At 36.8% G+C, this 14,205-nt stretch carries 12 protein-coding genes; 5 read left to right on the forward strand and 7 right to left on the reverse strand.

The features are described 5' to 3' along the window. Positions 1–120: 120 nt before the first annotated feature. Genes CYP51_RS00020 through mqnE form a run of 5 tightly spaced genes read right to left on the reverse strand, consistent with a single transcriptional unit; the run spans position 121 to position 4,871 of the window. Positions 121–822, reverse strand: a complete 702-nt coding sequence (locus tag CYP51_RS00020) for a pilus assembly FimT family protein (protein WP_103623883.1) — start codon at positions 820–822, stop codon at positions 121–123. After that, complete coding sequence (locus tag CYP51_RS00025) at positions 823–2,040, reverse strand: hypothetical protein (RefSeq protein WP_103623884.1); 1,218 nt, start codon at positions 2,038–2,040, stop codon at positions 823–825. Positions 2,041–2,049: 9 nt separating this feature from the next. After that, positions 2,050–2,490 (reverse strand): phosphoribosyltransferase, encoded by a 441-nt coding sequence (locus CYP51_RS00030; RefSeq protein WP_087580674.1) that lies wholly within the window; start codon positions 2,488–2,490, stop codon positions 2,050–2,052. Between the two features lie 12 nt (positions 2,491–2,502). Continuing rightward, complete coding sequence (locus tag CYP51_RS00035; RefSeq protein WP_103623885.1) at positions 2,503–3,795, reverse strand: NCS2 family permease; 1,293 nt, start codon at positions 3,793–3,795, stop codon at positions 2,503–2,505. An 11-nt stretch (positions 3,796–3,806) separates the two neighbouring features. Beyond that, complete coding sequence (mqnE, locus tag CYP51_RS00040) at positions 3,807–4,871, reverse strand: aminofutalosine synthase MqnE (protein ID WP_103623886.1); 1,065 nt, start codon at positions 4,869–4,871, stop codon at positions 3,807–3,809. A gap of 110 nt (positions 4,872–4,981) precedes the next feature. Between mqnE and CYP51_RS00045 the strand changes: the two genes are divergently transcribed. From CYP51_RS00045 to CYP51_RS00060, 4 genes are all read left to right on the forward strand, one after another. Continuing rightward, positions 4,982–7,477: an HD domain-containing protein gene (locus tag CYP51_RS00045; protein ID WP_103623887.1), complete on the forward strand. Its 2,496-nt coding sequence runs from the start codon at positions 4,982–4,984 to the stop codon at positions 7,475–7,477. A gap of 3 nt (positions 7,478–7,480) precedes the next feature. Further along, the gene (glmS, locus tag CYP51_RS00050) at positions 7,481–9,292 is read left to right on the forward strand and encodes a glutamine--fructose-6-phosphate transaminase (isomerizing) (RefSeq protein WP_103623888.1); all 1,812 of its coding nucleotides are present in this window, start codon (positions 7,481–7,483) and stop codon (positions 9,290–9,292) included. A 147-nt stretch (positions 9,293–9,439) separates the two neighbouring features. Further along, entirely contained in the window at positions 9,440–10,228 is a 789-nt protein-coding gene (locus tag CYP51_RS00055; protein WP_103623889.1) for a peptidoglycan-binding protein, read from the forward strand. Between the two features lies 1 nt (position 10,229). Then, positions 10,230–10,643: a gamma-glutamyl phosphate reductase gene (locus CYP51_RS00060; protein WP_103623890.1), complete on the forward strand. Its 414-nt coding sequence runs from the start codon at positions 10,230–10,232 to the stop codon at positions 10,641–10,643. Between the two features lie 1,033 nt (positions 10,644–11,676). Here CYP51_RS00060 and CYP51_RS00065 read toward each other — a convergent pair. Both CYP51_RS00065 and CYP51_RS00070 read right to left on the reverse strand, forming a co-directional pair. After that, complete coding sequence (locus tag CYP51_RS00065; protein WP_103623891.1) at positions 11,677–12,171, reverse strand: hypothetical protein; 495 nt, start codon at positions 12,169–12,171, stop codon at positions 11,677–11,679. A gap of 11 nt (positions 12,172–12,182) precedes the next feature. Then, a complete protein-coding gene (locus CYP51_RS00070; protein ID WP_103623892.1) occupies positions 12,183–13,382 on the reverse strand; it encodes a 2,3,4,5-tetrahydropyridine-2,6-carboxylate N-succinyltransferase in 1,200 nt (399 codons plus the stop codon). Positions 13,383–13,545: 163 nt separating this feature from the next. Between CYP51_RS00070 and CYP51_RS00075 the strand changes: the two genes are divergently transcribed. After that, positions 13,546–14,148, forward strand: coding sequence for a YagU family protein (locus CYP51_RS00075; protein WP_103623893.1), 603 nt, complete (start codon positions 13,546–13,548; stop codon positions 14,146–14,148). Positions 14,149–14,205: the final 57 nt, after the last annotated feature.

The following is a 14,205-nucleotide window of genomic DNA, read 5'->3' on the forward strand; positions in this document are numbered from 1 at the left end:
TGAGCTGGAATTATATATGAGCAATACTTAAAGATAGTTGAAATAATTAGGGAATTTTAGAAAAATTTGTTTGTCACTTTTAAATTTTAAGTTATGTATTTTTATTATAGGTTTAAGGGTTTAGTTTATATATGCGTATCCACTTCTTTTTTCTATATTTATAGAGGCTACATTGTTATTTTTATCTGTTAAAATTATCTTGCAATCACCTTTTAATAGTCTTGAATAAGGCCTTTTTGCTCCTTTATTGCCAGTAACACTTACCACTCTCATGGGCCTACCTAATTCGTCAAAATCAATGGTTTGCATTTTACCTTTTCCGCAACTACCGACAAATTTAACTGATTTTATGCCATATTTTTTTTCAATATTTAAATCTATATTAATTTTATTACAATAGGATTGAGGAATGCCTCTCCAGCCCGCACTTAAAAATTTATTTGGCTTTTGCGTATCGATGGTAACCTCTTCTTTGGAATTTAAGTTACCACTAAATTTATTACCACTACCTCTTTTATCATAAAAAATACTATATTTCCAAGATTTAGCCCCAGGCTCATCTACAGAGCACTCTTGCAAACTAGTGTCATTAATAGCTATCCCCCATCTCATTTTAAACCAAAATTTTTCATTTTCCGAATGAACAAATTTATCATCTTGCATGGCAAGGTGTTGGGCGTATCTTATATGCGTTAGCATCTGTGTAGCTGCCTCCCTGGCTCCGTTTATTTCTAGCCTTGGTATGATCATTGCTGCAAGTATGCCAACGGCAATGATTACAAAGATAAGCTCTATAACAGTAAAACCCTTGTTTTTATGCATCTACCTGCCTCTTACATCAAAATTTGCAATTACTTTTCCCATTTTTTCTATGCAAAATTTTGATTTTCCATCTAGATCGGCGTTTACTAATAAATTTTTAGACTCATCTCTTACATCTATACCATAAAATTTAAGTCTTAATGCAAGCTTTTTATTATCAGTGTATAAATCCTTAATTTCTACTTCTTTTAATTTAGCAGCAAGCTCTTTTACAACATCAAATTTATAGACAAAATGCTTTGTTGGGTTATCTAAAAATAGGTAAAAAATTTGATTAAATACGATCATAGACCAGTTTAAGGCTAAAAAAAGCATCACTAAGGTCGTGCAAATTTTATAGCCTTTTCTAAATTTTGGCAATCTTACACGATACGAATTAAAAAAAACTCTTACCATAAGTGGCGTTGCGATCACGCAAAACGGTAAAAACTGCTCAAGCTCCAGTCTTTGGCGCACAGAGACCATCATACAAAAGCAAAATGAGCAAATTGCAATAAACCATAAGAGATCCTTCTTTTCCTTAACCCAAATTCTATAAATCGTATAGACAAAAAATATAAAAATAAATGGCGAGAAAACAGCGGCAAAGATACCAAAAGTATCGATAAAGTGCCCACTTGGCCTACCATTTGTATCAAAACCAAAAAAGTAAAGTGTTAGCAAAAACAAAATAGCACTTAGCCAAGCAAGTGGCGGCTTCCTTTTATAAAGTGAAAATATAAAAAATCCTACGTAAAATATCAAAAAATCGCCATCTATAAAAAAAGAAAGACAAAAAAATGCTACAAATAAAATTTTATTTTTAATATGGAAAAAGTATATACATAGGAGCGCCAGCATAACGCAAAGCCCAGCATTATTGACGATAAGGGCTGAAGCTAGCGTACCAGGAAGTAAGATAAAAAGCAATACTGCAATAAGTCTGTCAAACTCCAATTTAATGTAAAATTTGCTTATCTTATACATTAAAACGACGCTTATGACATGAAAAGCGATCATTACATATCTTAGAGCAATATCTGTTTGACCAAAAATTTGAACGCTTAAGTTTAAAACATGACAAAGAAAATTTTGTTTGTTAAAAAAAATTTCAGCTTCGCTATAACTTATACTAAGAGAATTTGCCGTATAAAGTAAAAATATGCAATCGATCAAACATATTAAAAATACGCTAAAGGCGACGTGATGTCCAACAAATTCTCTAAATTTATCTAGCAAAAATTTTCCTTAAATATGTATATCCCAAAAAAACTCAATCCAATCGTGAGCCTCTTTTACCTTAAATTCTGGCAAAAGCAGAGCCTTCTCTTTGTAAAAGACGGTCGCTATTTTGATATCTAAATTTGGATAACGCTTAAGCAGCTCTCTTTTTATCTCGACCATACTCTCACCACTATCGATGATATCATCGACGAGCAAAATTTTAGTGTATTTGCTAAGATCTGGTACGTTAAAGATATTAATCGTATCAAGCTTGTTTGTATCTTCATAGTGGATAGAATTTAGGGTAAATAAATTTCTATTTTCAAGCGCAACGGCTAGCGAGTGGCCAAGCGTTAGACCGCCTCTTGCCACAGCTAGTATCACCTCTGGATCAAATTCATCTTTTATCTGTTTTGCCATCTTTTTAGTATCAACAGCAAATTCATCATAGCTATAAAATATCATCTTTCTTCCTTATCAATGCACTAAAAATACGATAAAACTAATGAGCGCTAGCACAACTACACCTAAATTTATATCGCTAAATTCTCTCTTTATGAGCTTAACTATGACGTATGACATAAAGCCAAATGCAAGGCCGTTTGTGATCGAGTAAGTAAGCGGGATGAGCACAACTATGAAAAATGTTGCAACCGCAATAGCTGGATCTTTAAAATTTATACTAGCAAGCTCAGCAAACATAAGCACGCCGACCATTACGAGGATCGGATAGATGGCATTGCCAGGGATAGCTTTAAAAAGTGGCAACATAAATAGTGTAAGTATGAATAAAAGTCCGCAAAATACAGCCGTTAGACCAGTCCTGCCACCTTCTTCTACGCCGCTTGCGCTCTCTACAAACGATGTGGTCGTACTTACACCTACAAGCGAGCCAGCTGCAGTAGCAACGGCATCAGCTTCAAGAGTTTTTTCAAGTTTTACGACGCCATCTTTTTTGTTTTCATCAAAAATTCCAGCCCTTGTACCAACGCCAGCTAGAGTACCTATCGAGTCAAAAAGATCGGTCACAAAAAATGTGATAATAACTGGTAGCAAGGCTAAGCTAAAGGCACCTTTTATGTCAAGCTCTAAAAATATCGGTGAGATAGAGGCTGGAGTTGAGAAAATTTCTGTTGGATGAGGAGCGATGCCAAGCACCCAAGCGATCACTGAAGTGACAAGCACAGCTAGGATAAACGCGCCCTTTATCTTCCACGCCCAAAAGCAAATAACTAAAAATAGTCCTAAAACGCCAAGAAGTACGTTTGTATCTTTGAAATTTCCTATACCAACCAAAACTGCGTCGCTATTTACGATAAAGCCCATTTGTTGAAACGCCACAAAGCTGATAAAGGTACCTATGCCAGCACTTATCGCTCTTCTTAGGTCAAGTGGGATGGATCTAATTATCCACATTCTAAAATTTGTAAAAGACAAGACGACAAATATCACGCCGCTTAGAAAAACAACGCCAAGAGCCGTTTGCCAAGGTACTTTCATACCGATGCAAAGACCAAATGTAAAATAAGCGTTAAGCCCCATGCCAACGCTCATCGCAACTGGCGTGTTCGCCCAAAGACCATTTAATACCGTAGAAAAGATGGTAATTAGCGCAGTTGCCGTAATTAGTGCCTCATAAGGCATACCAGTTTTGCTCATAATGATCGCATTTACCGGCACGATATACATCATTGCCAAAAATGTCGTAAGTCCTGCTCCAAATTCCTGCTTCACACTCGTTTTGTTTTGTGCTAAGTCAAAAAATTTCACCCCAAGCTCCTTTAGTAAATTTTAAGTTCGTTATATAAGCTATCACGCTCAACCGGCGTAAAACCAGATGTCTTTATGAGATCGCAAAATGTCTTTAATGTAACGCCATTTGCGCTATTTGCGCCAGCTGCACTTTGGATGCTCTCTTTTTCTATCGTGCCATCAAGATCATCAGCACCAAATTCCTGAGCTATCATCGCTAAATTTAGCGTCGAAGTAGCCCAGTAAGCTTTGATATGTGGGACATTATCAAGCACAAGACGTGAGATCGCCATAGTCTTTAAAATTTCAGCCGATCCTAGAAATTTAACATCTTTTAAGTAGTTATTTTCTCTTTGATAGACAAGCGGGATAAACGCGTTAAATCCGCCAGTTTTGTCCTGCAAGTCTCTGATCCTTAGCATGTGATCGATCCTATTTTCACGGCTTTCTATGTGGCCAAAAAGCATTGTTGCGTTGCTTTGTCTGCCTTTATCGTGCCACATTTTGTGGATCTTTAGCCAGTTCTCGCTACTTACTTTGCCTTTGCAAATTTTAGCCCTGACCTCTTCGTCAAAAATTTCAGCCCCACCACCTGGCATGCTATCGACGCCGTATTCAAGCATCTTTTCTATCACCTCATCGTAGCTTAAGCCGTAATGCCTTGACAAAAAGTCGATCTCAGCTGCCGTCATCGCTTTTACATGAAGCTCTGGATGAGCTGCCTTTATCTTTTTAAAAATCTCTAAATACCACTGCCAGCCACTTTTTGCGTTGTGAGCTGATACGATGTGTATCTCTTTTACGCCATGACTCACGCTCTCATCAACAATCTTTAAAATTTCTTCGTGGCTCATTAAGTATGGATTTGGATTTTTTCTGTGAGCTGAAAATGCGCAAAATTTACAGATATCAGCACAGATATTTGTTGGATTGATATGGCGATTTACATTAAAAAAGACCTTGTTGCCATGCAGCTTTCTGCGTTTTTTGTCGGCAAATTTAGCCAAGGTAAAAAGATCAAGCTCATAAAGCGAAAAAGCCTCTTGTTTGCTTAATCTCTCGCCACTTTCTAGTTTTTGTAATAGATTCATTATTTGTATCGTCCTAAAGCTGAACTTAAGGCTTTATTATAGGCAAATAAAGCTTTGTTTTTGCAAAAATTATGTAACATTTGCCAAGATATTTTTAACAATGGAAACATTAAATGCTGGCTGATAAAAGTACCAAATATAGCGACAATTATTTAAAAATCAAAGAGAAATTTCTTGATTTTAAGGCAAATTTACCAAAACATTTTCAAAAAAATCAGGGTAGAAATTTTGCAAATTTTTTAGCCAAAGAATATGATGATTTTATAAAATCTTATTTAAATGAAACTATGCGAGAATTTTTTGATGAGTTTGTGCCACAAAATGACAGCTTTGCCTTTAGTGTTTTAGCTACTGGAAAATACGCCCAAACCTTACTTAGCACAAATAGTGAGCTTGAAATTTTACTAGTTTATAAAAATTTAAAAGGCTACAACATAAAGAATTTCTTAAAAGAATTTAGCGAAATTTTAAGTAGCTCTGGAATAAATTTTTATATAAAAAGTGTTGAGTTAGATGAAATTTTTATAAATTACAAAGACGATCTCAAATTTAAAAGCGAAACATCGCAAGTCCGATATATCTGTGGTTCAAAAAGTCTCTACCGTCTAGTAAAAAGCGAGATCGTAAAATTAAAAGAATTTGATAAAAAAGCCTTTTTAAACTACCATTTAAAGGCATTTTTGCCGTTTTCTAGCATCAGCTACTTAGCCCAAGAGCCAAATTTAAAAAGTGGCTTTGGCGGGATCGATGAAATTTATCACCTAAACTGTATACTAAACTGCCTAGATAGCGATATTTCAGTTAGATCACAAGCCCTAAAAGTGATGAATGAAAAAGAGATCGCTAGCTTTAACCTAAATGTAGACTTTTTACTAAGCCTACTAACTACCTTAAATTTAACGCAAAATTCTGATACTTTTAGCGCTTCAAGTGTTGAGATCACGACAAATTTTATGCAAACAAAGTCTAAAAAACTTCAAGACAATGAAAGCGTTATCAGCCAAAAAATGCTAAGCTCGATGAATAATGTCGCTATTTATTCGAGGTTTATCGTCGCTTCTCTTTGCAGGCCATTTTTTAAAAGTGAGCTAAATTTTGATCAGAGAAAATTTGCAAGGCTAAAAAATGGCTTTTACGAGATAAATGGCGTTATTTACGTGCCGCTTCATAAAAAGCCAGCTCTCATTGAAAATCTAATAACCGAGCTTTTAGAGCTAAAAGATGTGGATTATAAATTTGATATAAGCGCGATCTTTTACATCAAGCGAGCCATTATCACAAAAAGTGGCTTAGAGCGTGCTATAAGCGAGTTTAAAAAGATATTTTTAAGAAAAAATTCCTACGCTATTTTAAAGTCATTGCTCGATGCACAAATGATACAAATTTTAATAAAACCAATGGAGCACATCAGCCAGCTAGCTCAGTACGACGGCTATCACGAATTTACAGTCGATGAACATAGCATCTTAAGCGTAAAATTTCTTGAAAATATAAAAGATAAATTTATAAAAAATCTCTATACCGAGCTTTGCTTGGAGGGCAAGACGATGCTAAAGATCGTGACTTTAATGCACGACGTTGGCAAGGGGCTTGGCAAAGATCACGCAAATATCGGCGCTAATATCTTTAGAGCTTACGCAAACAAGCTAAATTTAAGCCAAAAAGCCGTAAATATCGGCGTCATCTTGATAAAATACCACACGCTAATGAGCAACGTCTCAAACAGAGAGGACATTTATTCACAACGCGTTATATTTGCTTTTATCTCAAAGCTTGGCGACAAGCAGGTTTTAAAACTACTTTACATCCTTAGCTACTGCGTGATAAACGCCACAAATGAGAGGCTCTATAATGCCTACACAGCAAAGCTTTTAAGAGAGCTTTATGAAATTTCTCTTAGTGCATTTAGCGATGAAAATTTACTAGACGAAGCGACAAGGCGCGTAAAAAAAGAGCAGTCTATAAAACGAAATAGCGAGTTTTTGGCACTTGAACCAAGCTTGCAAGAGAAAATTTTTAAAATCACATCAAATCTTGTCTTTATAAAATATAGTGCGAGTGAGATCATAAATTTAAGCAAGGCTGCAGATAGCTTAGATACGACAGAAATTTTTATAAACAACTCTAAAAATTTAAGCATTCAAATTTATACAAAAAAGAGCCTAAATTTAAGCGCCCTGCTCTATGAATTTGCCAAATTTGACCTAGCATATATGGAAATTTTTGAGCTATTTGAGAAAAAATTTTATATCAGGCTTGATTTTAACCAAAATGTTAAAAAAGAGGAGCTTGAAATTACTAAAAATTTAGCTCTAAAATCCCTAAATAGCGAGGTTTTAAAAGAGCCTTTGAAACCAAACATTAACAAAGATGAGATAAACTTCGAGCTAAATCACTCAAAAGATTACGCCAAACTTAGCATCAACGCAAAAGATCAGCGTGGGCTAATGGCTTATGTGATGAGTGTTTTTGATAGGCTTCATTTTCAAGTCACGAGTGCCAGAATCCAAACGGTCAAAAATAGAACGAGAAATCTCTTTTTGATCGAGAAAAATGAGCGACTTGAGAGCAAAGGCGAAGAGATATTAAATTTATTAATAAGCGAGTAAAACATGTGTGGAATCGTAGGATACATCGGAGATAAAGAGAAAAAAGAGGTCATTTTAAGCGGTCTAAAAGAGCTTGAGTATCGTGGATACGACAGCGCTGGCATGGCTGTGATGAGTGATGGCAAGATCGACTTCTTTAAAGCGGTCGGCAAGCTTGAAAATTTAGCCCTAAAGACAAAGGACTTTACATCAACTGGCTTTGGCGTGGCGATAGGTCACACACGCTGGGCGACGCATGGCAAACCAACTGAGATAAACGCTCACCCGCACCTTGGCGAGCACTCATTTGTCGTTCACAATGGCATCATCGAAAACTACAAAGAGCTTAAAGATGAGCTTGAAGCAAAGGGCGTTAAATTTGTCAGCCAAACCGATACTGAGGTGATCGTGCACCTTTTTGAAGAAATTTTAAAAGAGAAAAAAGACCCATTTAAAGCTTATGAGGCAACTATCGCAAAGCTTAGAGGCGCTTATGCGACGCTACTTATCACCAAAACTGCACCTGATAAGATATTTTTTGCAAAAGATGCCGCTCCTATGGCAATAGGAAAGAGTAATGAAAAAGAGCTATATTTTGCCTCATCTGACGCTCCACTTATCGGCAATGCAACAGAGGTGGCATATCTTGATGACAATAATTACGGCTACGTGAGCTTGGACGAGATTGCCGTTTTTAAACACGGCAAAAAGGCAAGCATAACATTTAATGCCTTGCCAAAAGACAAAAGCTATGCCCAAAAAGAGGGCTATACATTTTTCATGGAGAAAGAAATTTACGAGCAAGGTGCAGTCGTATCTGAAACCATCATGGGCAGGGTTAAAAACCACAAAGTCACCCTTGAAAATTTAGACGATGAATATCTAAAAAATATCGATGATGTTGTGCTTTGTGCGTGTGGGACTAGCTACCATGCAGCGCTAACCGCAAGCTATCTTTTTGAAAGACTTGCTAAAGTTAGAACAAAGGTCGAAGTGGCAAGTGAATTTAGATACAGAAAGCCTTATCTAAACAAAAACTCGCTCTTCATCGTCATCTCACAAAGTGGCGAGACAGCCGATACTCTTGAGGCACTTAGGATAGCAAAAGAGGCTGGGCTTAGAACGCTTGCTATTTGTAATGTTGATAACTCATCTATCGTTAGACTAGCTGACAATACTCTTCTAACTCGTGCTGGCATCGAAAAAGGTGTGGCAAGCACAAAGGCCTTTGCAACGCAGATCATCGTACTTTGGATGCTTGTGCTTCAAATGGCGGCAGCAAAAGAATCTATCAGCAAAAAAGAGCTTGATCACGAGATCAAAACACTTCTTCACATTCCACAAATTTTAAATATCAATAACTCTCTTCAAGAGAAGCTTCACCGCCTAAGCAAGCACTATTTGCACGGTCATGGCTTCTTCTTCATCGGTAGAGACATCTTCTATCCGCTAGCACTTGAAGGTGCGCTAAAGCTTAAAGAAATTTCATATCTTCACGCCGAGGGCTATCCATCAGGTGAGATGAAGCACGGCCCTATCGCACTTGCAGATGAGAAGCTATTTACGATCGCTTTAATGCCTCAAAATTTACTTTATGAAAAGACAAAGAGCAATGTAGAAGAGCTTGCCGCAAGAGATGCCTACATCCTGGCGATAAGCCCACTTGAGTTTGAGCTAAGCGATGACTACGTAAAAACAAGCGTTCAAGATCACTATATGAGCGAATTTTTCGAGATGATGCTAGTGCTTCAGCTACTTGCACTTGAAATTTCTGTTAGACTTGGCAACAATGTCGATATGCCAAGAAATCTTGCAAAAAGCGTAACTGTCGAATAACTCGTGTGGCTGGCATCTTGCTGGCTACTTAAATTTTTATAAAAGTAGTTTTGCATTATGCTACTAAACATAAATCTTATATTAATATTTTTATAATATTTGCTTATATATAATATTAAAAAACCAACTTAAATATTAAGGATAAAAATGAAGTTAAGTTCATCTTTACTAAGCGTGGGCCTTGGAGTTTTACTTTTAAGCGGTTGTGCGACTGGCAATAGCAACGGTGTAACTGGCAGTGCTGCTGGAAGCAATAACAATAATGCTAACACAAAAATAGAAAAATGCAGTAGCACTCTTGGAACACTTGCGTTTTATGAAGACCAAAATTCTGATTGGTATTCATATTTAACACACAACTACAAGCTCACATCAACTATTCCGGTTTTGCGTCTTCTTGCACAACAAACTGGTTGTTTTGTTATAGTTGAACGTGGCGCTATGATGGATAATATGATGCAAGAGCGTGCACTTGATAGATCAGGCGAACTACGTAGCAGTTCTGGTTTTGGCAAAGGTAAAATGGTAGCAGCTGATTATACTATTCGCCCTGAAATTTTCTTTAGTAACGAAGATACGGGAGGTACAGGTGCTCTTGTTGAAGCACTTTTTGGTAGTGTAGCAGGTGCTATAGCTGGTGGTTTTTCAACAAAAGAGACACAAACCACATTGGTTCTTATAGAAAATCGTTCAGGTGTTCAATTAGCGGCAGCTATTGGCTCAGCTTCTAGCACTGACTTCTTTGGCATGGGCGGCAGTGCTGGCGCTTCTCTTGGCGCGGGACTTGGCGTATATTCAAGAACACCTGAGGGAAAAACACTTGTAAATGCTTTTCTTGATTCGATGAATCAATTAGTTATTGCCCTAAAAGATTACAAAGCACAAACCGTAAAAGGTGGTCTTGGAAAAGGCGGAAGTCTAAAAGTAGGAGAATAACATGAAATTTTTAGCCATTTTATTTTGTTCATTGACTTTTTTGTTTGCTATGAGTTATGAAAAAAAAGTTGAAGCTAGGCTTTGTGGTCTTATAAATCAAAGAGAAATGGCTAAATTTTATGGCGACATAAGAAGTATTGATAGCTTTGATAAAAAAATAGAAAGCTATAAATTTCGTAATGGAATAGAAAAATTCGATGAGGATAGTTGCCGTACAAATGGCTACTATCCTGTTGATCCAAACTATGCGCCATATCCTCCTGAATACCGTCCATACTATCAAAATAGATATGATAGATTCCAGCGTGATTTTCGTGGAAGCTACTATAACGATGACGACTACGATGATGGTTTTGATCGTGGTTATAGGCGTGGTTACAAGGATGCTAGAAGAGATTATAGGTTAGGTAGATAACTTATCTAGCCTTAACCCTGGCTTAATTCTAATAAAAACGATTTTTACAAATAACAAATCAAAAGCAATATATATATATATCAAATTTTGCTGCTATAAATAAGTTCCATACGTTGAGCAAAAAATATAAAATACTACTCTTACTTTTAGAAAAATAATGTAAAACTAGTTGACATGACAGTATCCTAATTGCATAAAATTTTCTTTCTATAAAGGAACAATGGATATCCTTACAAATAAGCTAGAGCAAGATCACAAAAATTTAAAACAAGCGAGATCTGCAAAAACGATCTTTTAAAGGCACAAATCAGTGTTCTAGAAGATTAGATTATCTACTCATCGAGAAAGGCTCAATGGTATAAGTATTCACTCACCTATAAAAAAGATGTTAGACAAAAATTTTGACTGGCGAGCTGGCACTCATGCAACTAGACATAGCTATAATCTAGTCTCGCGTTTGCTTGATATAAATTTAAGCAAATCCCTATGAGCCTTGAAGGAGACCACATGGTTGGTACAATAATACCTTATTCGAATATAGTTATGGTAAAACTTGCAAGATAAAAAGAGCTAATTTTAGAGATAATGACATACAGATTATCTCAGACTTGCTAAAAACACACAAATCCACTATAAAGCCTTGCCAGTAGAGGTATAGAAGATGAGATGAGAACTTTTAAAATTTTATCAACAAAAGCCTTGAAAACGTATATCTAAAAAGTTTTATTGCACATCTTTAGTTTTTGATTATCCATCCATTATGATGATGGTAATGGATGCATGACAAGGGCTTTGGCACACTACTTTTTAAGAGAAGATGGTATTAAGCCATTTTCTATCTCTAGCATTATTTAAGCAAATAGAAAAATTATTATGAAATTTTAGAGCAGATAACAAAGCTTGGAAATAATTTAAATTTTGATTTCATAGAGTGGATAATGTAGCACACCTACAAGCGGTAAATAGCGCTATAAACAAGCTATAAGCTTACTAAAAATATAAAATTTCTATTGTAATTTAAGAGTCAAAGCCATTAAAATTTATCTTTACCCAGTATCGTTGCCAGCTTTTCTTTAATTCTATCATCAAATTCACTAACGCTTATGACACCCCTACTTTCGCACATCTTGGCATCATTAACATCGCAGTAGTCACTAAGTGCATTTTTGTATCCGCCCCTTATGCAAGCCTCTCTGTCTTCCAAAAATCCAGCCCCACCAAGGATGAGTACACCAAGGTCAAAACCTATCTTAAATTTTGCACTCGCTGAGCTTTTAACCCAGCTTAAAAATATCTCATCGTATCTTAATCCAAGTGCTCCAACGCCATCTGGCACGACTAAGATATCCACACCATAAAGGCTCTCAGCGTAAATTTCTGGATGAAGCCTGACGCCAAATTCATCGATTATCTCAGGCTTTAGGGCGTAGGTCTTGATACTAAAATCCTCAAATTTATGTAAAAAATCATAAATTTTAGCAAAGCTTAATAGATTTAGCTTGTCAAACATCAAAATGCCAACTTTCATGCTAGCTCCTTTTAGTGAAGTGCCTCATTTAGCTTGATCGCCCTTTTGCTCGCACTTGCAGTGATCTGGCCTGTTTGGCTATTTTGTCTAAAATGAAGTCCGTTTAGCCCGCCAAGCTCAAGTGCTTTGTAAATTTCAGCTTCAAATTTAAACTCTGGATTTAGCTTAGCTAACTTTTCGCGCTCGCTAGCTGATATATAGACCTTTGTGCCCTCAAGCACCGCTATGCCAGCATCCACGATGCAGTTATCGCCAAGAGGCACGCCCGTAACTGAGTTTGCCCCAAGCAAGCAGTGTTTGCCAATGCTTACAGGGTTACCGTTTGTGCCACTTAGCACGCCAAGTATACTTGCCCCTCCGCCTACGTCACTGCCCTCGCCAACTACGACAGAGCTGCTGACCCTGCCTTCAACCATCACGCCACCAGTCGTGCCTGCGTTAAAGTTGATATAGGCAGCACCTGGCATAACGACTGTGCCAGGATACACGGCAGCACCCATGCGAACCTTGGCTGAGTCTAAAATTCTCGTATTATCAGCTGGGATGATGTGGCTTAAAAATCTTGGGAATTTATCGACGCTAACGATCGCTGGATATTCGCCAAACATCTTTAGAGAAATTTCATTTTCTCTTAGCCATTCAAGCTCAATTGGCGTATTTTGGCTAGTCCATACAACATTTGGCAACACACCAAAAGCTCCATCAAGCACGATCGTTCTAGGTGCGACTTTGCCAAGCGATATCAAGTAAAGCTTGAGATATACGGCCTCTACACTAAGTGGTTTTGCATCATCAAACAAAAACACAAGTTTAAATTTATTCTCATTTAGTTCAAGATCGTCATCAAATGCCATTTTTACGGCATGTAAATTTTGTACATTTTTATGAGAGCTTATCTCTTTTTCAAAGACACTAAAGAGCTTGCTAGCTTTTTTCACCACTTTTGGCGTAAGATCAGCTATAAATTCAGAGCCATTAAAATCAACTTTAACATCACATTTTTGCAAAGCATAAATATAAGCAGCCGCGCTTAAAAAGCTCTCTTTGTAATTTACAACAGCAAAAGTCGCTTGCAAAATTTTATCTGTATTTTTTTGTCCACGATCGATCCTAGCGATACCAAAAGCAAGCGGATCTTTGTAGCCATCTTTTTTTCTAAATTCTTCAAAAAATTCCTTAAATTCATTTGCATCTTTAAACTCTTTAGACATCTATTCTCCTTTAAATTTTTTCTTAGTCTAGCCAAAAATGGCTAAAAATTTTATGATTTTAAGTCCATTAAAATTTTTAGATATTTTTATATTTTTAATAATGATTAATCTTATCATAAAGTAAATTGCAATAAGATTTTGCAAATTTAAAGAAGGGGTTTAAATGTCAAATTTAGTAACAAAACCTAGATTTGCTCTGGCTGCGTTAATCGGCCTTATCGCTGGTGTTGTCTCAGCCTTTGTCAAATGGGGAGCGGAATTCCCACTTCCTCCAAGAAGTCCGATGGATATGTTTAACGCTGCTTGCGGGCCAGAGAGTGCCATTAGAGCAGCCGATGCGATCGATTGCTCTAGAAATTTCTTAAATCCGCCTTATGTATTTTTAAGGGATTATTTGGGCGTAGCCGATCCAAATGCCGCCATTTACGAGTTTGCAGGGCATGCGTTTAACTACGTAATGATGACGCATATATTATTTTCGATCGTTTTTGCGGTTGCTTATTGTATTTTGGCTGAGAAATTTCCAAAGATTACAATATGGCAAGGCTTACTAGTTGGCATTATCGTAAATATCGCTGTTCACGTGATCACACTACCTATTTTGGGGCTTACTCCGCCACTTTGGACACTCCCTTGGTACGAACATGTATCTGAATTTGTCGGTCACATGATATGGTTCTGGTCGATAGAGATTATCCGTCACGACCTAAGAGCTAGGATCACAAAAGAAAAAGATCCAAGTGATTATTGCTGCTGCAACGCATAAATGCAAATTTTTGCTGTTTTGGGCTAGAAAACCTAAAACAGCAACTAAATTTATCTC

This window comes from Campylobacter concisus (assembly GCF_002912895.1).
Classification (GTDB): Bacteria; Campylobacterota; Campylobacteria; order Campylobacterales; family Campylobacteraceae; genus Campylobacter_A; species Campylobacter_A concisus_G.

Coding starts and splice junctions, on each gene's coding strand:
- CYP51_RS00020 (WP_103623883.1), bottom strand. CDS start 822: ATGCATAAAAACAAGGGTTTTACTGTTATAGAGCTTATCTTTGTAATC.
- CYP51_RS00030 (WP_087580674.1), bottom strand. CDS start 2,490: ATGATATTTTATAGCTATGATGAATTTGCTGTTGATACTAAAAAGATG.
- CYP51_RS00045 (WP_103623887.1), top strand. CDS start 4,982: ATGCTGGCTGATAAAAGTACCAAATATAGCGACAATTATTTAAAAATC.
- glmS (WP_103623888.1), top strand. CDS start 7,481: ATGTGTGGAATCGTAGGATACATCGGAGATAAAGAGAAAAAAGAGGTC.
- CYP51_RS00055 (WP_103623889.1), top strand. CDS start 9,440: ATGAAGTTAAGTTCATCTTTACTAAGCGTGGGCCTTGGAGTTTTACTT.
- CYP51_RS00060 (WP_103623890.1), top strand. CDS start 10,230: ATGAAATTTTTAGCCATTTTATTTTGTTCATTGACTTTTTTGTTTGCT.
- CYP51_RS00065 (WP_103623891.1), bottom strand. CDS start 12,171: ATGAAAGTTGGCATTTTGATGTTTGACAAGCTAAATCTATTAAGCTTT.
- CYP51_RS00070 (WP_103623892.1), bottom strand. CDS start 13,382: ATGTCTAAAGAGTTTAAAGATGCAAATGAATTTAAGGAATTTTTTGAA.
- CYP51_RS00075 (WP_103623893.1), top strand. CDS start 13,546: ATGTCAAATTTAGTAACAAAACCTAGATTTGCTCTGGCTGCGTTAATC.